16 protein-coding genes are annotated in these 23,903 nt (G+C 72.0%); 12 read left to right on the top strand and 4 right to left on the bottom strand.

Annotated elements, in window-relative coordinates; translation table 11 throughout:
• Positions 1–93: 93 nt before the first annotated feature.
• Complete coding sequence (locus tag A6A29_RS00900) at positions 94–2,967, bottom strand: lysylphosphatidylglycerol synthase transmembrane domain-containing protein (RefSeq protein ID WP_073717972.1); 2,874 nt, start codon at positions 2,965–2,967, stop codon at positions 94–96.
• A gap of 221 nt (positions 2,968–3,188) precedes the next feature.
• On the opposite strand from A6A29_RS00900, the gene A6A29_RS00895 reads away from it, so the two are divergent.
• The 5 genes from A6A29_RS00895 to nudC all read left to right on the top strand — a co-directional run bounded on the left by A6A29_RS00895 (position 3,189) and on the right by nudC (position 13,615).
• A complete protein-coding gene (locus A6A29_RS00895) occupies positions 3,189–3,656 on the top strand; it encodes an MGMT family protein (protein WP_241838281.1) in 468 nt (155 codons plus the stop codon).
• Between the two features lie 348 nt (positions 3,657–4,004).
• Positions 4,005–7,574 carry an ATP-dependent helicase gene (locus A6A29_RS00890; protein WP_073717970.1) on the top strand — a complete coding sequence of 1,190 codons (3,570 nt, stop codon included), beginning with the start codon at positions 4,005–4,007 and terminating at the stop codon, positions 7,572–7,574.
• 56 nt (positions 7,575–7,630) lie between these two features.
• Positions 7,631–11,197, top strand: a complete 3,567-nt coding sequence (locus A6A29_RS00885) for an ATP-dependent helicase (RefSeq protein ID WP_073717969.1) — start codon at positions 7,631–7,633, stop codon at positions 11,195–11,197.
• A 10-nt stretch (positions 11,198–11,207) separates the two neighbouring features.
• The gene (locus A6A29_RS00880) at positions 11,208–12,614 is read left to right on the top strand and encodes a dipeptidase (RefSeq protein WP_073717968.1); all 1,407 of its coding nucleotides are present in this window, start codon (positions 11,208–11,210) and stop codon (positions 12,612–12,614) included.
• Between the two features lie 44 nt (positions 12,615–12,658).
• Positions 12,659–13,615 (top strand): NAD(+) diphosphatase, encoded by a 957-nt coding sequence (gene nudC, locus A6A29_RS00875; protein WP_073717967.1) that lies wholly within the window; start codon positions 12,659–12,661, stop codon positions 13,613–13,615.
• A gap of 86 nt (positions 13,616–13,701) precedes the next feature.
• Here the strand turns inward: nudC and A6A29_RS00870 are convergent, their stop codons facing one another.
• Positions 13,702–13,956 (bottom strand): glutaredoxin domain-containing protein, encoded by a 255-nt coding sequence (locus tag A6A29_RS00870; protein ID WP_073717966.1) that lies wholly within the window; start codon positions 13,954–13,956, stop codon positions 13,702–13,704.
• Between the two features lie 357 nt (positions 13,957–14,313).
• Here A6A29_RS00870 and A6A29_RS00865 point away from each other — a divergent pair, with 357 nt between their 5' ends.
• From A6A29_RS00865 to A6A29_RS00845, 5 genes are all read left to right on the top strand, one after another.
• Positions 14,314–16,533 (top strand): ATP-dependent DNA helicase UvrD2, encoded by a 2,220-nt coding sequence (locus A6A29_RS00865; protein WP_073717965.1) that lies wholly within the window; start codon positions 14,314–14,316, stop codon positions 16,531–16,533.
• Between the two features lie 166 nt (positions 16,534–16,699).
• Entirely contained in the window at positions 16,700–17,029 is a 330-nt protein-coding gene (locus A6A29_RS00860; RefSeq protein WP_073717964.1) for a hypothetical protein, read from the top strand.
• Positions 17,030–17,202: 173 nt separating this feature from the next.
• Positions 17,203–17,571: a WhiB family transcriptional regulator gene (locus tag A6A29_RS00855; RefSeq protein WP_073717963.1), complete on the top strand. Its 369-nt coding sequence runs from the start codon at positions 17,203–17,205 to the stop codon at positions 17,569–17,571.
• A 32-nt stretch (positions 17,572–17,603) separates the two neighbouring features.
• Complete coding sequence (locus tag A6A29_RS00850; protein ID WP_079182599.1) at positions 17,604–17,927, top strand: hypothetical protein; 324 nt, start codon at positions 17,604–17,606, stop codon at positions 17,925–17,927.
• 279 nt (positions 17,928–18,206) lie between these two features.
• Positions 18,207–18,410: a hypothetical protein gene (locus A6A29_RS00845; protein WP_073717961.1), complete on the top strand. Its 204-nt coding sequence runs from the start codon at positions 18,207–18,209 to the stop codon at positions 18,408–18,410.
• A 111-nt stretch (positions 18,411–18,521) separates the two neighbouring features.
• On the opposite strand, the gene A6A29_RS00840 is transcribed toward A6A29_RS00845, so the two are convergent.
• Positions 18,522–19,952 carry an ABC1 kinase family protein gene (locus A6A29_RS00840; protein WP_073717960.1) on the bottom strand — a complete coding sequence of 477 codons (1,431 nt, stop codon included), beginning with the start codon at positions 19,950–19,952 and terminating at the stop codon, positions 18,522–18,524.
• A gap of 61 nt (positions 19,953–20,013) precedes the next feature.
• A complete protein-coding gene (locus tag A6A29_RS00835) occupies positions 20,014–21,159 on the bottom strand; it encodes a ThiF family adenylyltransferase (RefSeq protein WP_073717959.1) in 1,146 nt (381 codons plus the stop codon).
• A gap of 282 nt (positions 21,160–21,441) precedes the next feature.
• Here A6A29_RS00835 and A6A29_RS00830 point away from each other — a divergent pair, with 282 nt between their 5' ends.
• Both A6A29_RS00830 and A6A29_RS00825 read left to right on the top strand, forming a co-directional pair.
• A complete protein-coding gene (locus A6A29_RS00830; protein ID WP_073717958.1) occupies positions 21,442–22,065 on the top strand; it encodes a M48 metallopeptidase family protein in 624 nt (207 codons plus the stop codon).
• A 199-nt stretch (positions 22,066–22,264) separates the two neighbouring features.
• Positions 22,265–23,896 (top strand): TerD family protein, encoded by a 1,632-nt coding sequence (locus A6A29_RS00825; RefSeq protein WP_073717957.1) that lies wholly within the window; start codon positions 22,265–22,267, stop codon positions 23,894–23,896.
• Positions 23,897–23,903: the final 7 nt, after the last annotated feature.

Below are 23,903 nucleotides of genomic sequence, written 5' to 3'. Positions count from 1 at the left end.
GGGCCCGGCCCGGTGCGGCGGGGTGGCGATGGGCTGCCGTGCGGCCCTGGTACGGCGGGTGCGCTTTTTTCCCGTACGCCGGTCGGCGCGGGGCTAGAGCTCGCCCTTGCGGGTCATCTGGCTGAAGCAGATCCAGCCGGGCAGCACCGGCAGCCACAGCGTCATCACGCGGTACAGCACCACCGCGGGCGCCGCGACCTCCTTCGGCAGGCCGACCGCGATCAGGCCCAGCGTCAGCGCGCCCTCGACCGCGCCCACGCCGCCCGGGGTGGGCGCCGCCGACCCCAGCGCGTTCCCGGCGAGGAAGACCACCGCGATGCTCGCGTAGCTGAGCTGGGGGACGTCGGGGCCGCTGAACGCCCGGATCGACGCGTCCAGGCAGAGGACGAACAGGCCGGTCAGCAGCAGCATGCCGCCGATGCCGGTGAGCAGCTTCTGCGGGCGCTGCACGACATCGAGCATGCGCGGGACGACTCCGGCGAACAGCGACCGCACCCGCGTGACCACGAACTTCCGGAGGAACGGAATCGCGGTCACCACCAGCATCAGCACCGCGACCGTGAGCAGCCCCGCGATGACCGTGCGGGACGGGGTGAGCGAGTCCGGGGTCCTCTCGGTACCGGTCAGATAGCCGAACAGCGCCAGCAGCAGGATGTGGCAGCCGAGCCCGAACAGCTGGGAGGCGCCGACACTCGCGACGGCCAGTCCGGGGCGCACCCCGGACCGCTGCAGGAAGCGGGTGTTCAGCGCCACGCCGCCGACCGCCGCCGGAGCGACGATCTTCACGAACGAGCCGGCCACCTGCGCCAGCACGGTCTTGCCGAAGGGCACCCGTTCCGGCACGAAGCCCAGCAGGCTCATCGCCGCCGCGACGTAGCTCAGGGCCGAGAAGCCCAGCGCCGCCGCCACCCAGCCCCACTCCGCCTCCTCGACGACCGTGCCGAAGTCGGCCTGGGTGATCTGGGAGATCAGGAAGTACGCGGCGATGGAACCGGCGATGAAGCTGAGGAGGGTGCGCGGCTTGATGCGTTCGAGGCGGACCGGCTCGACCGGTGCCTGCGGCCGGATCAGCAGCACCTCGCGGCGGATCTGGGTGAGCAGATCCTCCTCGCGGGCCTCGTCCAGCGCATCGTCGATGGCCCGCTTCTCGGCCTGCTTCTCGGTGCGCAGGGACTTCCGGCCCGCCTTGCGGTCACCTGACCCGCCCGCCGCTTCGCCCGCCCCGGTGGTCCCGGAGCCGTCCGTACGCAGATGCTTGGCCGCCTGGGACGCCTCCAGCACCGCCTCGCGCTCGCGCTGCGCACGCTCGCGGGCGATCCTGCGCAGCGCCGCCCGGGTGGAGCGGCTCAGCGCGATCGGCTGGAGCAGCGGCAGGGAGTCGGCGACGGCGTCGGGCCCGAGCACGGCGAGCGCCCCGGCGACGGACCGCTCGGCTCCCACCCGCAGCCCGAGGGTGGTGAGGAGCTGGGCGACATCCATCCGCAGGACCAGATCCCCGGCCGCGATCTCCCCGCCCCGCAGATCCGTGACGAACGCCTTGCCGGAACGATCCACCAGGATCGCGTCACCGGTGAGCCTGCGGTGCGCGATGCGCCGGGACTGGAGCGCCTTCACCTGACGCCAGGCGCTGCGCACCAGGTCGTCGGTGATCTCCTCGTCCTCCATCGCGTCCAGGGAACGGCCGCCGATGTGCTCGTACACGAGCATCACCGCGTCGGGCCCCAGCTCGGACGTGGCGATCAGCTTGGGCGCGTTGGCCCCGGCGGCGATCGCCGCGTACGCGAGCAGCGCCTCCTGTTCCAGGGCCTGGCGCAGCGACTGGATGGACCGGCGCTGGGTGATGCCGCGCAGCGTGAGCCTGCGCCACACCCGGTAGAAGAAGCCCTGGGCCTGCTGTTCACGGTCGACGACCGTCACATCGAGCGGGGGCCCGTCCTCCAATGTGACCAGATAGCGCCGCCCGCGGTCGTTCTGGTCGGCGTTGTCGGGGGCGTCCTCGGCGCGCATCGCGGCGACCGGGTGGAACCCGACGTGGCGCAGACCTGCCATCAGGTGCTGGCCGGTCGGCCGGACGTTGGGCGAGCCGACCGCGTACAGGGTGCCGTACGCGACGGTCCAGCCGATCAGCACGGTGAGGATGATCGAGAACGGGGTGGTGTAGCCGCCGACCAGCATCGCGAACGCGTCGAGGAGCAGGACCACCCACAGCACGACCCGCCAGCGCGGCCGTCTCGCCATGCCGACCGCCGTCATATAGGCGATGACGGGGGCGAGGTAGCCGTGCACGGGATCGGTGAGCCCGGCTCCGGGCTGCGGCTGGGTCAGTGCGTCCTGGATGGTGGCGGGGGCCGAGCCGGAGACCCAGAGGTCGGTGGCGAGCGTGACGCCGTGGGCGAGCACGGCGGCGAGCACGCCGTCCGCGATGCGCAGCCCGTCCCGTTTGACCAGGCGCTCGATGGCGAAGGCGACGGGGACGAGCAGCACGGCGATGCTGGACACCAGTCCGGCGATCTTGATCAGCAGGTCGGGAGCCTGCGCCGTGCCCTTGGAGATGTCGTCCTCAAGGCCGGTGGTGGTGTTCTGGGCGAAGACGGCGATGGTGAACAGGACGACGATCGCGAGGATGCCGATGAGGAGCCGCAGGAGGTCGGAAGGGCGGTGGACCCGCGCGGGAAGGAGCGGCTCGTCGCCGGAGACCCGGTCGGTCAGCTCGTTCTCGACGGTCGCGAGGGTCGAGCCGGAGAGGTGATCCCGCTCGCGCGCAGGTCCGTCCGGTGCGCCGGGTGCGGCCGGTCCGCCAGGTCCGTGAGGTGCGTCCGGTCCGTCGGGTGCGGCGGCCGGTGCGGCAGGTCGGGCCGCTTGTTCCGATGCGGAACCGGCGGTGTCCCCCGCGGCGTTCCCGGTGGTGTCCGACGCGTGCGGGCGCGGTTCGGCATCGGGGGCGTCCGCCCCTTTCGGTGGCTGCACGCCCTGCTCCTTCGTCGCCTCTGAATCGTCTTCATGGTCTCGTATCACCGGTCACCGCCCGCATGATGGTGGCACGGGCCGCAGACAGAGGGGGGCATCAGGGTGCGTCGCACAGGTGCGAGATGCGCAAGATACGCTCCTTTGTGCCCACACGCACGCTCTGTGCGCGGCCGGACACGGATTCGGCGGAACTGTCGGTGGCGTACGGCAGGATGGACCGGATGAGCGAAGACCGGGAGACCCAGGACCGGGCGAGCGGGGGCGGTGGCGAATCGGCACCGCCCGGCGCCGAGCTGCCGGAGTACGCGGAGCGGGTCCTGGATGTCGCCGACCTGATCCCGCCCGGTCGCGTCATGACATACGGCGATGTCGCCGAATGGCTGGGCGACGGCGGCCCCCGGCAGGTCGGCAGGGTCATGGCGCTGTACGGCTCCGCGGTGCCGTGGTGGCGCGTGGTGCGGGCCGACGGGGCGTTGCTCCCCGGCCATGAACTGCGGGCGCTGGACCATTACCGCGAGGAAGGCACCCCGCTGCGCGAGGCGTCCCGCGCCGCCGCCGGACATGTGCCGCGCCTCGACATGGGACAGGCGCGGTGGGACGGGGTGACCGGCGGGGCGGGCGGGACCGGTGCCATCGGTGGGGGCGGCGGGACCCGTGGTCCGGACGGGGGCAAGGAAGCTCACATCTGACAGCTTCGGCCATCCGGCCCTCCCAGAGGCGCCGCCGGGCGCGTACGGGAAACGCGTCGGGGTCCCGGACCGGTCCGGTCGACCGCCCGAGGCGCCCCGGACCGGCCTGTCGCCCCCGACCGGTCCGCACGACCCCCTCCGGCCGTCGGACCCGATCGTTCCGCCGAACCCGACCGTCCCGGCAGACCTGATCGTTCCGGCCGACCGTACGACCCCGGCAGACCGGATACGTGACGAGGGACGCAACGGACTCGCTGCCTCCCGCGCCACCGCTGGCGTAGCGTCGTCAACGCGCGGCACGCTCCGCCCCTCTCCTCACCAGTACACCCACCAGGACCGGCGACCCACGTGAGCTCCTCCTCTTTCACCCGGCACAGTCCGCACCGTGAGACACGGCAGCGGACCCCGGGCGCGTACCGACTGGTGCGTACCCCGCCGGGTTCCGTGGTTCCCCCCCTCCTGGACGCGAGTCAACGCGCGGTGGTTGATCACCGGGGCGGTCCGCTGCTCGTCCTCGCCGGACCCGGTACGGGCAAGACCACCACGCTCGTCGAGGCCGTCGCGGCCCGGGTGACCGCAGGCGCCGACCCGGCCCGCATCCTGGTCCTCACCTTCAGCCGCAAGGCCGCGGTCGAGCTGCGCGACCGGATGGCGGCCCGGCTCGGCGCCGCCCGGGGCCCGCAGGCCACCACGTTCCACTCCTACTGCTACGCCCTGGTCCGCGCCCATCAGGACGCCGATCTGTTCGCCGATCCGCTGCGTCTGTTGTCCGGCCCGGAACAGGACGTCACCGTCCGCGAGCTGCTGGCCGGGCAGCTCGACCTGGAGAAGGCCGGCCTCGCCCACGTCCGCTGGCCGGACGAACTGCGGGCCTGCCTGACCACGCGCGGGTTCGCCGACGAGGTACGTGCGGTGCTGGCGCGCAGCCGCGAGCTGGGCCTCGGCCCGGACGCGCTGGCCGCCTTCGCCCGCCGTACGGGCCGCCCGGACTGGAGCGCGGCGGCCCAGTTCCTCGCGGAGTACCTGGACGTGCTCGACGCGCAAGGGGTTCTGGACTACGCGGAGCTGGTGCACCGCGCCGTGCTGCTCGCCGAGCGCCCCGAGGTGTCCGAGCTGCTGGCCGGGCGGTACGACGCGGTGTTCGTCGACGAGTACCAGGACACGGACCCGGCGCAGGTACGGCTGCTGCACGCGCTGGCCGGGAACCGCGGGCGCGGTCCCGGCATGGGCGGCGGCCGGACGCTGGTCGCCTTCGGCGACCCGGACCAGTCGATCTACACCTTCCGGGGCGCCGACGTGAACGGCATCCTCGACTTCCCGGACACCTTCCGGCGCGCGGACGGGGAGGCCGCTCCCGTCGGTGTCCTCACCACGTCGCGCCGCTCGGGTGCCGGGCTGCTCGCCGCGACCCGGCTGCTCACCCGCCGGATGCCGCTGACCCGCCTCCCGGCGGCCAAGGTGCGCGCCCACCGCGAGCTCACCGCCGTCCGCGAGGGCGGCCGCGTCGAGACGTACACCTATCCGACCGCGTCCACGGAGCTCGACAACATCGCGGACCTGCTGCGTCGCGCACACCTGGAGGACGGGGTTCCGTGGCATGAGATGGCCGTGCTGGTACGGGCCGGCGGCCGCTCGATCCCCGCGGTCCGCCGCGCTCTCACCTCGGCCGGAGTGCCCCTGGAGGTGGACGGCGACGATCTCGCGCTGCGCCACGAACCGGCCATCGCCCCGCTCCTGACCGCGCTGCGCACGGTGGCCACGGCCGCCCTCCAGCGCCCGGCCCCGGAGCCGCGTACGGAGAACGAGTCGGAGGAAGCCACCGCAGCCGCGGCGCCCGACGATGCCGAAGCTGTCGCGGATGCCGAGGCTGTCGCGGATGCCGAAGCCGAAGCCGAAGCCGCCGATGCCGAAGAAGACGGCGACGCCGAGCCCGGCCCCCACGCGGAGGTCGACGCGGAGGTTGACGACGAGGCCGACGCCGAGCCCGTTACAGCACCCGTCACAGCACCCGCCACAGCGCCCGGCACCGTCCCCGGGCCGGCGTCCTGGCTGGACACCGAGACCGCCCTCGCCCTCCTCACCTCCCCCCTCGGCTCCATGGACGCCGCCGATCTGCGCCGTCTCGGCCGGGCCCTGCGCGACGAGGAGCGGGCCGCCGGGAACCGCGTTCCCGCGCCCTCCGGCGAGCTGCTGGCCCGCGCACTCGCCGAACCCGAGCGCCTCGTGACGCACGATCCGGCGTACGCCCGCGGAGCCCAGCGCCTCGGGATCCTCCTGCGCAAGGCCAGGGAACTCCTCGAAGGCGGCGGCACCGCGGAGGAGGCCCTGTGGACCCTGTGGAACGGCACCCCGTGGCCGACCAGGCTGGAGCGGGCCGCGCTGCGCGGCGGCGCCGGAGGCCGTAACGCCGACCGTGACCTCGACGCCGTCTGCGGCCTCTTCGAGACCGCCGCGCGCGCCGAGGAGCGCACCGGCGGACGCGGGGCGCTCAACTTCCTGGAGGAGGTCGACGCGCAGGACATCGCCGCGGACACCCTCTCCGGGCGGACCGTGCGCCCCGAGGCCGTACGCCTGATGACCGCCCACCGCTCCAAGGGCCTGGAGTGGCGCCTGGTCGTCGTCGCCGGGGTGCAGGAGGGGCTCTGGCCCGACCTGCGCCGCCGCGGCTCCCTCCTGGAGGCGGACCGGATCGGCCGCGACGGCCTCGCCGAACCCCTCACCCCCGGCGCCCTCCTCGCCGAGGAGCGCCGCCTGTTCTACGTCGCCGCGACGCGCGCCCGCGAACGCCTCGTCGTCACCGCGGTCAAGGCCCCCGCCGACGACGGCGACCAGCCGTCCCGCTTCCTCACCGAACTGGGCGTCGAGCCCCGCGACATCACCGGCCGGCCCCGCCGCCCCCTCGCCGTCGCCGCGCTCGTCGCCGAACTCCGCGCCACGACGGTCGACCCCGCCGCCTCCAACGTCCTGCGCGACGCCGCCGCCCAGCGGCTCGCCCGGCTCGCCGCGCTCACCGACGACGAGGGCCAGCCGCTCGTCCCCGCGGCTCATCCGTACCGCTGGTGGGGCCTGTACGAGCCGACCCGCTCCGCCGTGCCGCTGCGCGACCGGGACCAGCCCGTCGCGCTCTCCGGCAGCGCGCTCGACCAGCTCGCCAACACCTGCGCCCTCCAGTGGTTCCTGGGCCGCGAGGTGAAGGCCGACGCCCCGGCGACGGCCGCGCAGGGATTCGGCAACGTCGTCCACGTACTGGCCGACGAAGTGGCCTCCGGCCGCACCCCCGCCGACCTGGCCGTCCTCATGGAGCGCCTCGACTCCGTCTGGAACGGCCTGGTCTTCGACGCGCCCTGGAAGTCCGAGCAGGAGAAGGACCACGCCCGCGCCGCCCTCGAACGCTTCCTGCGCTGGCACGTCATGGACCGGGCCGGCCGCACGCCCGCCGCCAGCGAGCACGACTTCGACGTGACGCTCGAAGCGGGCGAGTACGCGGTCCGCATCCGCGGGTCGATGGACCGGGTCGAGCAGGACGCCGAGGGCCGGGCGTACGTCGTCGACTTCAAGACCGGCAAACAGTCGCCCACGAAGGACGAGGTGGCCGCCCACCCCCAGCTCGCCGTGTACCAGCTGGCCGTCCGCGAAGGCGCCCTCGACGAGGTGTTCGACGGGCAGCGGCCGGACTCCGGCGGCGCCGAACTGGTCCAGTTGCGGCAGCCCGCCCCGAAGAAGGAGGGCGGCGACGCCCATCCCAAGGTCCAGGCCCAGGAACCGCTGTCCGGCGCGTGGGTCTCCGACCTGCTGGCGACGGCCGCGGGGCGGGTCCTGGACGAACGGTTCACGCCCACGACCGGTCAGCACTGCACCCACTGCACCTTCCGGGCCTCGTGCAGCGCGCAGCCGGAGGGCCGCCAGGTCGTGGAGTAGCCGACGAGCGCCACGGGACGCGGCAGGTTGTCGGTGCGTCCGGTTACGGTTCTTGGGTGTCCTCACGTCTCACCGATCCCGAGCAGCTCAAGGAGCTCCTCGGGATCCCCTTCACCCCGGAGCAGACGGCCTGCATCACCGCGCCGCCCGCCCCGCAGGTGATCGTGGCCGGAGCCGGGTCGGGGAAGACCACGGTGATGGCCGCCCGCGTGGTCTGGCTGGTCGGGACCGGGCAGGTCGCCCCCGAGCAGGTCCTCGGCCTGACCTTCACCAACAAGGCGGCGGGGGAACTGGCCGAGCGGGTCCGCAGGGCGCTGGTCGCCGCCGGGGTCACCGACCCGGACACCATCGACCCGGACAACCCGCCGGGCGAGCCCAGCATCTCCACGTATCACGCCTTCGCCGGCCGGCTCCTCACCGATCACGGCCTGCGCATAGGGCTCGAACCCACCACCCGGCTCCTCGCCGACGCCACCCGCTACCAGCTCGCCGCCCGCGTGCTGCGCGAGGCGCCCGGCCCCTATCCGGCCCTGACCAGGTCGTTCCCCACGCTGGTCAGCGATCTGCTGGCGCTCGACGCCGAGCTCGCCGAACACCTCGTACGCCCCGAACAGCTCGCGCGCCACGACACCGACCTGCTCCATGCGCTGGAGACGGCCAGGCTCACCAACGCGGAGCTGCGCAAGATCCCCGAGACCGCCGGGGCCCGACGCGAACTCCTCGGTCTGACCGAGCGGTACCGCGCCGCCAAGCGCGGCCGGGACCTCCTCGACTTCGGCGACCAGATCGCCCTCTCCGCCGAGCTGGCCCTCACCAGGCCCGAGACCGGCACCATCCTCCGCGAGGAGTTCCGGGTCGTCCTGCTCGACGAGTACCAGGACACCTCCGTCGCCCAGCGCCTGCTGCTCTCCGCCCTCTTCGGCAACGGCCCCGAGGGGGCGACCGGCCACGCGGTGACCGCCGTGGGCGACCCCTGCCAGGCGATCTACGGATGGCGCGGCGCCTCCGTCGCCAACCTCGACGACTTCCCGCTCCACTTCCCGCACCCCGACGGCACCCCCGCCACCCGCTACAGCCTCAGCGAGAACCGGCGCAGCGGCGGCCGCCTCCTGCACCTCGCCAACGGCCTCGCCGACCCGCTGCGCGCCATGCACGAAGGCGTCGAGGCCCTGCGCCCCGCGCCCGGCGCCGAGCGCGACGGGACCGTTCGCTGCGCCCTGCTCCGTACGCACACCGAAGAGATCGACTGGCTCGCCGACTCGCTCGCCCACCTCGTCACGACAGGCACCCCGCCCGGTGAGATCGCCGTGCTGTGCCGCACCGCCGGGGACTTCCCGCAGATCCAGGCGGCGCTCGTCGCCCGCGACATCCCGGTCGAGGTCGTCGGCCTGTCCGGACTGCTGCACCTGCCGGAGGTCGCCGACCTCGTCGCCGTCTGCGAAGTCCTCCAGGACCCGGGGGCCAACGCCTCCCTGGTCCGGCTGCTCACCGGACCGCGCTGGCGGATCGGCCCCCGTGACCTCGCTCTGCTCGGCCGCCGCGCCCGCCTCCTCGTCCACCACGCCTCGCATGCGGACGACGAGGACGTCGACCCCGACCGCCGCCTCGCGGAAGCCGTCGAAGGCATCGACCCGGCCGAGGTGATCTCCCTCGCCGACGCCCTGGACACCTTCCTGGTCGCGGGCGACGCCCAGGACGACGGGCTGCCGTTCTCCGCGGAGGCCCGGGTCCGCTTCGCCCGTCTCGCCGGTGAACTGCGGGATCTGCGACGCTCGCTGGCCGACCCCCTCATGGACGTGCTGCACCGGGTCCTCGCCACCACCGGTCTCGAAGTCGAGCTCTCCGCCTCCCCGCACGCCCTCGCCGCACGCCGCCGTGAGACCCTCGCCAACTTCCTCGATACGGCGGCGGGCTTCGCGGCCCTCGACGGCGAGGCCACCCTGCTGGCCTTCCTCGGCTTCCTGCGCACCGCCGCGCAGTACGAGAAGGGCCTGGACAACGCCCTGCCCGGCGGCGAGAACACCGTCAAGGTCCTCACCGCGCACAAGTCCAAGGGCCTGGAGTGGGACGTCGTCGCCGTGCCCGGACTGGTCACCGGACAGTTCCCCAGCACCCAGTCACGGGACGCCTGGACCTCGCAGTCCAAGGTCCTGCCGCACACCCTGCGCGGCGACGCGGCCACCCTCCCGGTCATCGACTCCTTCGACGCCAAGGGGCTCAAGGCGTTCAAGGAGGAGATGAAGGAGCACCAGCACACCGAGGAGCTCCGCCTCGGCTATGTCACCTTCACCCGCCCCCGCTCGCTGCTCCTCGGCTCCGGCCACTGGTGGGGACCGTCCCAGAAGAGGACGCGCGGTCCGTCCGCCTTCCTCCACGCGCTGTACGAGCACTGCGCCGCCGGATACGGCGAGATCGAGTCCTGGGCCGACGAACCGGCCGAGGACGAGGAGAACCCGGCGCTGGCGGAGCGGGACACCGATCAGGCCTGGCCGCTCCCACTGGACGACACCGCGCTGGCCCGCCGCCGCGCCGCCCGGGACACGGTGCTGGCCCACCTGGAGTCCCTGGCCGCCGCCGGTCCCGTCCCGGCGGACGCCGACGGCCGCCCCGGCCCCCCCCACGACGAGCCGTTCGGCGACTCCTTCGGCGACTCCCTCGGCGACCCGTTCGACGAGCCGTTCGACGACCTGTTCGCGGGGGAGGAGCTGGACTGGGACGATCTGCCGACCGAACGCCCCGGGGAAGCCCCGCACGTACCCGCAGCGCGCCGAGGGGACGACGGGGGCAGCTGGGGCGAAGGGGACGGTGGGGGCAGCGGGGACCTCGCAGGCCACGGGGTCCTCGCGGACCACGGGGTCCTCGCGGACCACGAGGGCTCCGCAGACCACACAGGCCACGAGGACCTCGCCCGTCCCCCCTCGCTCACCCCGGAGGAAGCGCGCACCCTCGCCTCCTGGGACCGCGATCTGGACGCCCTCGCCGGGGAGCTGCGTCGCTCCCGCGCCACCGTGCGCGACGTCCTCGTACCCGCCTCGCTCTCCGCCACCCAGTTGCTGCGTCTGGCCGAGGACCCCGACGCGTTCGCCCGGGAGCTGGCCCGGCCCATGCCGCGTCCGCCCCAGCCCGCCGCCCGCCGGGGCACCCGCTTCCACGCCTGGGTGGAGTCCCGGTTCGAGGAGGTGCCGCTGCCCATGCTCGGCCCCGACGAACTGCCCGGCGGCGACGAGAGCGACGCGGAGATCGCCGACGAGCGCGACCTCGCCGCGCTCAAAGAGGCTTTCGAGCGCACGGAGTACGCCCGCCGCACCCCGTACCGCGTCGAGACGCCGTTCCAGATCACGCTGGCGGGCCGGGTGATCCGGGGCCGGATCGACGCGGTGTACCGCACGGGTGACACGTACGAGATCGTGGACTGGAAGACCGGCCGCCACCGCTCGGCCGATCCCCTCCAGCTCGCCGTCTACCGGCTGGCCTGGGCCGAGCTGCACGACCTGCCGCTCGACTCGGTCACCGCTACGTTCCTCTATGTACGCAGCGGGGAGACCGTTCACCCCGCCGGGCTGCCGGGCCGGGCCGAGCTGGAGCGGCTCCTGCTGGACGAGCCACCTCCGCCGGGCCGATAGGCTCAACAGCATGAGCGACACCCCGGACAGCGCCGTCCGTACGTACACCGAACAGCACCGCACAGCCTTCCTCGACGACCTCGCCGAGTGGCTGCGCATCCCGTCCGTATCCGCGCAGCCGGAGCACGAAGGGGACGTACGGCGCAGTGCCGAGTGGCTGACCGCGAAGCTCAAGGAGACCGGCTTCCCGGTCGCCGAGATCTGGGAGACCCCCGGTGCCCCGGCGGTGTTCGCCGAATGGCCCTCCGACGACCCGGACGCACCGACCGTCCTCGTCTACGGCCACCACGACGTGCAGCCCGCGGCCCGCGAGGACGGCTGGGACACCGACCCGTTCGAGCCGGTGATCCGCGACGGCCGGATGTACGGGCGCGGCGCGGCCGACGACAAGGGCCAGGTGTTCTTCCACACGCTCGGCGTCCGGGCGCACCTCGCCGTCACCGGCCGCACCACCCCCGCCGTGCACCTCAAGCTGCTGATCGAGGGCGAGGAGGAGTCGGGCTCCCCGCACTTCCGCGCCCTGGCCGAACAGCGGGCGGCCCGCCTCGCCGCCGATGCGGTGATCGTCTCCGACACCGGCATGTGGGACGAGACGACGCCGACCGTCTGCACCGGAATGCGTGGCCTGGCCGAGTGCGAGATCGAGCTGTACGGCCCCGAGCAGGACATTCACTCCGGATCGTTCGGCGGTGCGGTGCCCAACCCCGCGACCGCCGTCGCCCGCCTCGTCGCGGCCCTCCACGACGACCGGGGCCGGATCGCGGTCCCCGGTTTCTACGACGGTGTGGCAGAGCTCACCGACACCGAGCGCGCGCTCTTCGCCGAGCTGCCCTTCGACGAGGCCACCTGGCTGCGTACCGCCGGATCGCACGCCGCGTCCGGCGAGGCGGGGTACTCCACCCTGGAGCGTGTCTGGGCCCGCCCCACCGCCGAGGTCAACGGCATCGGCGGCGGCTACCAGGGCGCGGGCAGCAAGACGATCATCCCCGCCTCGGCCATGGTGAAGATCAGCTTCCGGCTGGTCGCCGGCCAGGAACCCGAACGCGTCCAGCAGGCCGTGCTGGCCTGGGCCGAGACACAGATCCCGGCCGGTGTCCGCCACCGGATCACCTTCTCGCCCGCCACCCGCCCGTGCCTGACCCCGCTGGACCACCCCGCCCTCCAGGCGGTGGCCCGCGCGATGGGCAGGGCCTTCGGCAAAAAGATCCTCTTCACCCGCGAAGGGGGCTCGGGCCCCGCCGCGGACCTTCAGGACGTCCTCGGCGCCCCCGTTCTCTTCCTGGGCATCTCCGTACCGTCCGACGGCTGGCACGCCCCCAACGAGAAGGTCGAACTGGACCTTCTGCTCAAGGGAGCGGAGACAACCGCCCACCTGTGGGACGAGCTGAGGGTCTCGCTGCCCGCGGCACTCCGCTGAATCCTCTGAACACCCGATCCATCCCGGGGGAGTAGGAAGCACCTGTGAGCACCTTCGACAAGGCCACCGCAGACCGCCCGATCGGTCTCACCGCGCCCAGCGGCATCGACCGCGCCGCACATCACCGCCTCGACGAGGCGTGGCTGTCCGTCGCCTGGAGCCACCCGACGACCAGGGTCTTCGTCGTCTCGGGCGGGCAGGTGCTGATCGACGACACGGCCGACGGCGGCTCCGAGATCGTCATGACCCCGGCCTTCGAGGCGCCGGTCACCGAGACCCACCGCTACTTCCTCGGCACCGATGAGAACGGCGTCAGCTACTTCGCGCTCCAGAAGGACTCCCTGCCCGGCCGCATGGACCAGTCGGCGCGTCCGGCGGGTCTGCGCGAGGCCGGACTGCTCCTCGGCGCCCGCGACGCGGGCCTGATGGTGCACGCGGTGGCCCTGGAGAACTGGCAGCGCCTGCACCGCTTCTGCTCCCGCTGCGGTGAGCGCACCGTCATCGCGGCGGCCGGACACATCCGCCGCTGCCAGGCGTGCGGCGCCGAGCACTACCCGCGTACCGACCCGGCCGTGATCATGCTGGTCACGGACGACCAGGACCGCGCCCTGCTGGGCCGCCAGGTGCACTGGCCGGAGGGCCGCTTCTCGACGCTCGCCGGTTTTGTGGAGCCGGGGGAGTCGATCGAACAGTCCGTGGCGCGCGAGGTGTACGAGGAGGCGGGCATCACGGTCGGCGAGGTCGAGTACATCGCCAGCCAGCCCTGGCCGTTCCCGTCGAGCCTGATGCTCGGCTTCATGGCGCGGGCGACCACGTCGGAGATCGAGGTGGACGGCGAGGAGATCGAGGAGGCCCGCTGGTTCTCCCGCGAGGACCTCACGGCCGCCTTCGAATCGGGTGAGATCCTGCCCCCGTTCGGCATCTCGATCGCGGCCCGTCTGATCGAGCTCTGGTACGGGAAGCCGCTGCCGAAGCCCGGCAGCGCGACCCGGACGAACTGACCGCGCACCGCGGCGGCGCCACGCACACGACTGCCCCCTTCCGGCCAGTGCCGGAAGGGGGCAGTCGATGCGGGCGGAGCGGTGCGTCAGGCGGCCAGCGCCTGCTTCACCTGGGCCAGCGAGGGATTCGTCATGACCGACTCGGTGCCGGAGGGCGCGACGACGAGAAGCGTCGGCACCGTCTGGTTTCCGCCATTCGCCTTCTCGACGAACGCCGCCGAATCCGGGTCGTGCTCGATGTTGACCTCGGTGTACGGGATGCCTTCGCGGTCCATCTGGCCCTTGAGCCGGCGGCAGTAGCCGCACCACGTGGTGCTGTACATCGTCACAGTGCCCGGCATGTCGCTCGCGCTCCTCTGTCTCGTCCGTCTCGCTGCAAAGCTGGAAGCTGAAATGCGCGTTCCCGCACGGAGAGGAACGTACGGGACCCGGCCACCATTCCCGCAACGGGGCGGATACACGGCGCGAGCGACGGGGACCGGCCGTGGCCGTACGACACCGTCCGTGGCCGACGCCACATCGGCCGTCGTGGGGACGGCATCGGCTGTCGTGGGGACGGCATCGTCCGTGGCCGGCGTGACATCGGCCGTGATGGGTGGCTGTGGTGTGTACGACACCGTCCGCGGTTTGTACGACAGATGCGGCACCCCTGTGGACAACCTCCGCACCAGCCCCTCGCGACCTGGCAGCATGGCGGGGTGACAGCAGCAACGCATTCCACCCTCTTCCCACAGGTCCCCGAGTCCCCGGATGCCGTGCTCGACGGGCTCGACCCCGAGCAGCGCGAGGTGGCCCTGGCGCTGCACGGACCTGTGTGCGTGCTGGCCGGAGCCGGTACGGGCAAGACGAGAGCGATCACGCATCGCATCGCGTACGGGGTGCGGGCGGGGATCATCCAGCCGACGACCGTGCTCGCTGTCACGTTCACCAACCGGGCCGCGGGTGAGATGCGCGGCCGGCTCCGCCAGCTCGGTGCCACGGGGGTGCAGGCCCGGACCTTCCACTCCGCGGCGCTGCGGCAGCTCCAGTACTTCTGGCCGAAAGCAGTCGGTGGCGAGCTGCCCCGCCTGCTGGAACGCAAGGTACAGCTGGTCGCCGAGGCGGCGGCCCGCTGCCAGCTCCGGCTCGACCGCAATGAGCTGCGGGACGTCACGAGCGAGATCGAGTGGGCCAAGGTCACCCAGACCGTGCCCGCCGACTATCCGGCCGCGGTCGCCAAGACCCAGCGGGACGCGCCGCGCGATCCGGCGGTGCTCTCCCAGATCTACGCGATGTACGAGCAGCTGAAGCGCGACCGTTCGGTGATCGACTTCGAGGACGTGCTCCTTCTCACCGTCGGCATCCTCCAGGACCGGCACGACATCGCCGACCACGTGCGCGGCCAGTACCAGCACTTCGTCGTCGACGAGTACCAGGACGTCAGCCCGCTCCAGCAGCGGCTGCTCGACCTCTGGGTGGGCGACCGGGACAATCTGTGCGTCGTCGGCGACGCCAGCCAGACCATCTACTCCTTCACCGGGGCCACCCCCGACCACCTGCTGAACTTCCGCACCCGCCATCCGAACGCGACCGTGGTCAAGCTGGTGCGGGACTACCGCTCCACACCCCAGGTCGTCCACCTGGCCAACGGACTGCTGAGCCAGGCCCACGGCAAGGCGGCCGAGCACCGGCTCGAACTGGTCTCGCAGCGCGACAAGGGCCCCGAACCGTCCTACACGGAGTACCCGGACGAACCCGCCGAGGCCGAAGGCACCGCCCGCCGCATCCGCGACCTGATCGCCGCGGGGGTCCCGGCCGGTGAGATCGCCGTGCTCTACCGGGTCAACTCCCAGTCCGAGGTCTATGAGCAGGCGCTGGCGGACGCCGGTGTGCCGTACCAGCTGCGCGGCGCCGAGCGGTTCTTCGAGCGCGCGGAGGTACGGGAAGCCGGTGTGGCGCTGCGCGGTGCGGCCCGCGCCGGGGGCAACGACTCGCTGCTCGACGAGGCGGAGGGCCTGCCCTCGCAGGTGCGGGCGGTGCTCTCCACGAAGGGCTGGACCAGCAGGCCGCCCGCCGGCTCCGGCGCGGTGCGGGACAAATGGGAGTCCCTGGCAGCGCTGGTGCGGCTCGCCGAGGACTTCGAAACGGCCAAGCCGGGGGCGACCCTCTCCGACCTGGTCATGGAGCTGGACGAACGGGCCGCCGCCCAGCACGCCCCCACGGTCCAGGGCGTCACCCTGGCCTCGCTCCACTCGGCGAAGGGCCTGGAGTGGGACGCCGTGTTCCTGGTCGGCCTCACCGAGGGCATGATGCCGATCGCGTACGCCAAGACCGATGAACAGGTCGAGGAGGAGCGGCGCCTGCTGTACGTCGGGATCACCCGGGCCCGCTTCCACCTCTCGCTGTCCTGGGCGGTGTCCCGCTCACCCGGCGGCCGTGCGAGCCGCCGTCCGACCCGCTTCCTGAACGGGCTGCGGCCGGGCTCGGCGGCGCTCGGCGCCCGGGGCGGCACCGGCGGCACGGGCGGCATCGACCGGGGCTCCGGTACGGCGGGCGGCGGGGACCGGGCACCGGTGATCAAGCGGAAGCACCGGGCGCCGGTGCTCTGCCGGGTCTGCGGCAAGACCCTCACCCAGGCCGGTGAGATGAAGCTGATGCGCTGCGAGGACTGCCCGTCCGACATGGACGAGGCACTGTACGAGCGGCTGCACGACTGGCGCGCGGGCCAGGCGGAGGGGCTGCGGCAGCCCGCCTACTGCGTGTTCACGGACAAGACGCTGATGGCGATCGCCGAGGCGGTGCCGGGCAGCGAGGGCGAGCTGGTCGTCATCGCCGGGGTCGGGAACCGCAAGTTGACCCGCTTCGGTGCCGATGTACTGGCCATCTGCGCAGGTGAGGCCCTGGATGAGGAGCGCGCGGAGGGTGCCGACGAGGAGTGAGAAAAACTCGTCGGGAAAATAGTTTGCGCCTGCCCCAGTCATCACCATAGGTTCTTAACCACGGGAACAGCGTCTTCTCTGAAGCCCTGATTCCGTGCTGTACTTATCCGAATACGCAGGACCGGTCCCGGCCGGTCCCCCGAGACGCCGAGAGGAGGCGATTTCTGTGATCAGCATCATCAAGACCGTCAAAATGACCGATCGCTCGGTCGTCTCCGCCTGCTCGCTCGGCCTCGCCTGCTCTTCGGAATCCGTGCTTCGTGGCACCGGTCTGTCCGGCATCTCTGCCGCCGGTCCGCTGTCTCCGGCCGGCCTCCCCGTGACGCGGGAGCGCAATGAGCGACCGATCCAGGCACCGGCGGCAGCAGTAGTGAAGGCGACACAGGCTCGGGCCTATGCCTTTGCGGCAGCCGGTGCAGGAGCCAAGAAGCAGTCGACGCAGCACCACACGATGTGGGCCTTCCGTGGGCCTGAACCCTGGAGCGATCCAGCCTGATCCAGAATCAGGCCGGCGCCTTCAGGGCCGCGGAACCCCACTCGGGATCCGCGGCCCTTTTGTTTTGTCCGAACGGACGAGACGTGACGAAGGAGCCTCGGGACAAGCAGTACCTGGTACCAGCCGCCAACCGGCCAACAGGCCGGCACGACCAGACGAGGACACCACCCACCGTGCAACTCGAAGCGCACGCCCCGTCCGTACCGCTTTCCGACACGATCTCCCCGCCCGGCCTCACGGAGGACTCCACCTTGATCCCGCTCACCGCGCTCACCGCGCTCGACGACGCCATCGAGAACCTCGGCGTGCCCGTCCCCTGCCGTTCGTACGACCCGGAGGTCTTCTTCGCCGAGTCCCCGGCCGATGTCGAGTACGCCAAGTCCCTCTGCCGGACCTGCCCGCTCGTCGAGGCGTGCCTCGCCGGTGCCAAGGAGCGGCGCGAGCCGTGGGGCGTCTGGGGTGGCGAACTCTTCGTGCAGGGCGTCGTCGTTGCCCGCAAGCGGCCGCGTGGCCGTCCGCGCAAGAACCCGGTCGCAGCGTGACCGCCGGCCTGGGGGTCAAGGCCCCCACACGAATGAAGCGCCTCGGAACCATCGACCGTCCCCAGACCCATGACCCTCGGAATCAGGCACCAATGATCACCCCCACGAAGGAGCCCGTCGGCTCCGCCACCCCGGACGTCACCATCATCGGCGCGAACGACTCGCGTCAGAACAGGACCCGTGAGATGCAACTCATCCCAGAAGCCCTGGCTCGTGCGCATATGCACGACCGCCTGCGGGAAGCCGAGGCCGACCGCCAGGTTGTGCGCCTGGTGGCCGCTCGGCGGATGCAGCGCCGTGCGGAGCGCGCCTCGATGCGCGCCCGCCGTGCGCTGGCCATGGCGGTCATGCACTAGTACCAACAGGCAAAGAGGGCCACGCCCCGCCGCAGTACGGCCGAGAACGCGGTACAGCGATCACGCGGTACAGCGAGAACGCGGTACAGGCGAGAACGCCGTACACGGCGAGAACGCCGTACACGGCGAGAACGGGGCGCGGCCCGGAACCACCCGGCTGCTCGGGCAACCGCTCTGCCCGGTGAGCAGCCACCACCCCCACCGCGGGGCCGTCCGAACGGGACGGCCCCGCAGTGCGTTGTGCTGTCCCGCTTCGTGCCCCGGAGTTATCGTCACGGGATGGACGAGGAAACGCACCCCCCTGAACAGCCGGGCGCCGCACGTGTGGTGTGCGCCCGCTGCGGCACCGCCGCCGACGGTGAGACGGCCCCGCCGACCTGGATCTGCTCGGTGGAGAACGGACGCCGCCACTACCTCTGCGACGACTGCGCCCGCACCCACATCAGGTCCATCGAAAGCCGCCTCGACTCCGCGTGGTGGTGAGCCGCCCCTCGGGCGGCTCCGCTGGCCCAGCCCCGCCCCGCCCCGCCCGGCCCAGCCCTCCGGCCGCTCCGCTCATCCCGCCCCACGCAGACACTCCGCCCGCACTGGCACCTACACCTCGACGGCCGCGTCCTCCTGCTCGCTCTCCGCTCCGGTCCCCTGCTCGTCGGCCACCTCGCCGGTCTCCTCGTCGTACTCCGCGAGGAATCCCGGCAGCCAGGATTCGAGTTCGTCCCGCAGCCGGACCGTCGCCCCCAGCTGGCACAGCACCCCGATCGTGCTCAGTGTCACCCGGTGTATCAGCAGATAGGACGGCGGAAGGTTCAGTTGCTTGCCCAGCTGATGGGCGGGGGAGCGTGGATCCGCGATCCGGGCCGCCTGCGTCCGCAGCCAGCCGCGGGTGAACGTGAACTCCTCCACCTGCGCGGGTTCGATGATCGGCAGCAGATAGTCGAGCACCGCGGCCGGTACGAGGTCGATCGAGTCCTTGACGAACCCCTCTTCCCTAAGCAGCCCGTACACCGCCTCGGCGTCGCCCTCCAGCGTCAGCCGCAGCGAGTCACCGATGTTCTGCGGCAGCCCGCCCGGCAGCCGGTCCACCGTTCCGAAGTCCAGCACCCCGAGCCGCCACTGTCCGCCGTCGCCGTCGTCACCGTCCTCGGCCACCGCGGGCAGCAGCCGGAAGTTGCCCGGATGGGGGTCGGCGTGCAGCAGGCCGGTGCGTGCCGGACCCGAGAAGAGGAAGCGCGCCAGCAACTGCCCCGCGCGGTCCCGCTGCTCCGTCGTGCCCTCCGCGATCACTTCGGACAGCGGAATTCCGTCGATCCACTCGGTCACCAGCACCTGATCGGACTGGTGCACCACCCCGGGGATCACCACATCGGGATCGTCCTCGAACTCCGTGGCGTGCTCCTGCTGGGCCCGCGCCTCCAGTTCGTAGTCCAGCTCCTCGGACACCCGGTCGCGCAGCTCCTTGATCAGGGGCTTGATGTCCATCCCGGGGATCAGCGGGCCGAGCAGCCTGGCGAAGCGGCTGAGCTGCGTGAGATCCGAGAGCAGCGCCTCGCCCGCGCCCGGATACTGCACCTTCACGGCGACCTCGCGGCCGTCGTGCCACACGGCCCGGTGCACCTGCCCGATCGACGCGGCAGCCGACGGCTTGTCCTGGAACTCGTCGAACAACTCCCGCCAGTCCTCACCGAGCCGTTCCGCGAGCACCCCGTGGACGGTGCGGGTCGGCATGGGCGGCGCCGCTTCCTGCAGTTTGGTCAGTGCCGCCCGGTAGGGACCCGCGACCTCCTCGGGCAGGGCCGACTCGAAGACGGAGAGCGCCTGGCCGAGCTTCATGGCCCCGCCCTTCAACTCACCCAAGGTCTTGAACAGCTGGTCCGCCGTGCGCTGCTGCACCTCGCGCGCGACGAGCTCCGCGGACTTGCCACCGATCCGCTTGCCCAGGCCCCAGGTGGCACGGCCGGCGAAGCCGAGCGGGAGCGCGGCCAGTTTGGCGGTACGGGTGACCGCCTTCCGGGGTAGATCAGACATGTGCCCCTCCAGTTCCCAGAGTGCCGTGCCGCTTGAGCCTCCGGTATCGCTGCGTCGGCGGTCACCCGGCCATTGTGTCGTGAGCCGGTCCGGCCTCGGAGGTGAGTTCCCCCTCAGTCTGCCCAGCCGCACCACAGGAACAGTCGAGATGCGGTCCGATCCGTTCCGAGCGCCAGTCCAACAGCGGCAGCGCGGCCTCCCACCGGGCACCCGTGCTCCCCGGCAGCTCACCGTCCAGGAAGGACAGAGCGTGCGCCGCCGCCAGACCGGCCACCGCCGTGGCCAGCCCCAGGTCACAGGCAGGTACCGCGCCGCGACGCCCGGACCGCCACTGCGTCAGCATCCTCGGCCACTGCTCGTCCTGGTCCGCGCGCCGCAGCGCCAGACAACCGGCGCATCCCGTTCCCCCGGGCAGCACGAGCGGGCCGACCACTCCGGTGGCCTCGATCACCCCCGCGTAGAGATGAGGAGTGCCCGACGCGATCCAGGGCCCGGCCACCGCCGGGTCGGGTGCGTACACCGCGAGCCCGTCCCGAGGGGCGACGACGATCAGGGACAGTCCGGGCTCGCCGCTCTCCGAGCGACGGTCCGTCTCCGCCGCGCGAGGGGACCCGCCGACCGCCGACCGGCGGACCAGCTGGCGGGCGGCGCTGTCCCGCCGCTCCCCGACGGCCGCCGCCGGAAGCCCCCCGGGCGCGATGTCCCACGGTTCGGTGTGCCCGCCGTCCAGAACGTCGACCCGGCCCACCCCCGAGCCGGACAGCACCGCGGCGATGGCGGCACCGACCCGGCCGGCACCCCTCACCTGGACCCGCATGGCCCGCCGGGCCGCAAGCCGCCGAAGGCCGCTGCCCGGCTCCGGATGGACCACGGAGAGTGAGGCCACGTCCGGGCGCTGCCGCTCCATGGCTTCGGCACGGTGACGCAGCGCGTCCGCCCCCGGGCCACCCGCCCGCGGATCGTCGAGCAGCCCCGCCGCGGCCAACCTCTTCACCAGCGTGTCCACGTGACGGTCCGACAGGTCCAGCGCGCGAGCCTCTTCGCGAAGCAGCGGCAGTCCGCGCGTGCCGTCGAGCAGTTCCAGAAAACTGGCGGTGGCGATATCCAGCGGACCCAGCGTCACCGCATGCGCGGGAGTCACACCGAATTGCACGGTGTTCCGTCCACGCCATGCCCGGCGCAGCGCGGGCTTCAACATCGGATGCATGACTTCTCCCCCGGTCGGTTTCACGAACTCCGCGCACGGGCGGCGCCCGGCCGCCTCGCAAGATCAACAGATGCACGGATCCACGGATCCACGGTGCGGTGATCCGTTGTTCCGCGGTTCCGTGGATCCGTTCTCAGAATGCAGGCCGACGGCGAAGCGCGCGGAAAGTTGTCCACAGGCATGGGGTATTAGTCGTTCAAATGGTGCATGCCACGGAGCGGATCAGCGCCGAACCGACCCGGAGGCGGGACTTCCCCCACTGACAGCGGGTAACGTCGGGGCGTGCCCGCCGACCCGTCACCCGGTTTTGCCGGGGAGACCCCCGCGCGCAGCGCCGGAACCCCTCAGCGCAGCGCGGCCGCCCCCCAGCCCCGCGCCTCGGCGACGAGCGCGGTCGAGGTCCGCAGGAGCACCCGGCGCAGAAGAACGGTCTCCGCGTACCGGGAGGGCGGCCGCACGATCGTGCTCATCCCCGCCCGGATGTCGGAGGCGGAGGAGCAGCGCTGGGTCGGCCTGATGCTCGACAAGCTCGCGGCCCAGGAGAGCAAGCGCGTCTTCGGGGACAGCGAGCTGGCGGCGCGCGCCGAGCGGCTGTCCGCCCAGTATTTCGACGGTCGGGCCAGGCCCGTGTCGGTGCGCTGGGTGACCAACCAGAACACCCGGTGGGGGTCCTGTACCCCGGCCGAGGGCAGTATCCGGCTCTCGCACCGGCTGCAGGGGATGCCGGAGTACGTGGTCGACTACGTACTCGTCCACGAGCTGGCCCACCTGCTGGTTCCCGGGCACGGCCCGCGGTTCTGGCGCCTTCTGGAAACGTATCCGCGTACCGAACGGGCCCGTGGCTATCTCGAAGGAGTGGTGGCGGCCGATCAGCTGCCGCACCTGCCCGCCGCACGCGAGGAGTGACGCCCGCCGTAGGCGAGAAGTGAGGGTCGGCGTACGCGGGGAGCGGACGTCGGCGTGCGCGAAGAGTGACGGCCGACGTTACGTGACAGGTGACGTTCGGTGATTCTGTACCGGGTGTGTACCGACTTGGCTCATTGTCGTGGTTTGCGGTTAGCCTGACGCGACGTATTCACCTCGGGATGGGGGACGGTCGTTACGCATGGCCAGGGAATTCCAACGCGGCCACAAGGCCAAGATCAGTGATCTCACACCAGGGACGGATCTGTACGTAGGTGTGCAGATCGCTGCCCCCGGACTGACCTTCGACATCAGCTGCTTCGGCCTCGACGCCAATGAACAGCTCTCGGACGACCGGTATTTCATCTTCTTCAATCAGCCGAAATCGCCCGAGGAGTCCATTCAGCTGCTCGGTGCCCAGGCCGGTGACACCGAGTCGTTCCGCGTCACTCTCGACCGCATTCCGGCGAACATCCACAAGCTCTCCTTCACCGCGACTCTCGACGGTGCCGGACAGATGTCGCAGGTCGCCCCCGGATATATCCGGATCGTCGCGGGCGGCGAGGAAGTCGTCAGATACGCCTTCACCGGCTCGGAGTTCACCACCGAGCGCGCGGTCATGCTGGGCGACTTCTATCTCAAGGACGTCTGGCGGTTCGCCGCCGTCGGCCAGGGCTTCGACGGCGGTCTCGACGCGCTGCTGAAGAACTTCGGCGGCGAGGTCGCCGAGGAGGAACCGGCCGCTCCGCAACCGCAGGCCGCGGCCCCCTCGTTCGCCCCGCCCGCCCAGGCCACCGCACCACCGGCCTTCGGAGCTCCGCCCGCCCCGCAGGTACCGCAGCCCGCACCGTCCTTCGGCGCCCCGCCCGCGCCGCAGCAGCCGATGCACACCGCGCCGACCATGGCGGCGCCGCTGGCACCACAGGCGCCGTCCCCGTACGGGCAGCCGGGGCAGCCGCCCCCGCCGCCGCAGTTCGGGCAGGTTCCGGGCCAGGGCGCACCGCCCGCGGCTCCTTATGGACAGCAGGCGCCCGCACCGTACGGACAGCCGGCTCAGGCACCGTACGGTCAGCAGGTGCCCGCCCCCTTCGGGCAGCCGGGCCAGGCGCCCTTCGGGCAGCAGCCTCCCGGCGGAATGCCGCCCGGAGTACCGCAGGGAGTCCCGCAGGGTGGTGCCGGTCTGCAGGCGGCTCTCCAGCCCTACAAGGAGACGGCCACCGGGCAGCGCTGGACCCCGCAGAACCAGCAGCTGATGCGGGTCGACCTGACCATGGGCGGCGCCGGTGTGCTCGCCCGGCAGGGCAGCATGGTGATGTACCAGGGCAAGGTCGACTTCGGCTACAAGAGCGCGGGTTTCGCGGGCCGTGTGGTCGGTAACGCCACGGGCCAGGAGATGCAGCTGATGCGCTGTACGGGCAAGGGCCAGGTCTTCCTCGCCGAGGAGGGTGCGCACCTGCACCCCATCGAGCTGCAGGGCGACGGCATCTGCGTCTCCGCGGAGAGCGTCCTCGCCTTCGACGAGTCGCTGCAGTACGAGGTCCGCCGGATCGAGGGCCACGGCATTCCCGGTGGCGCCCTGTTCACCATGCAGTTCCAGGGCTCCGGCACCGTGATCGTCAAGACGCACGGAACACCGGTCGTCCTGCCGGTCACCCCGACCACCTTCGCCGACTGCAACGCCGTCGTGGCCTGGTCGTCCGCGTCCCAGGTGATCATCTCCAGTCAGGTCCGGCTGCGCCGCAACGCGTACCCGGGACACAGCGGAGAGACCGTGAACCTCCAGTTCCGGGGAGCCCCCGGCAACTTCATCGTCGTCCAGCCCTACGAGGTCTGAGGGAGCC

This window comes from Streptomyces sp. TSRI0281 (genome assembly GCF_001905125.1).
GTDB lineage: Bacteria > Actinomycetota > Actinomycetes > Streptomycetales > Streptomycetaceae > Streptomyces.
The sequence above is the reverse complement of the archived record's forward strand: the minus strand, read 5'-3'. Positions and strand labels throughout refer to the sequence as shown.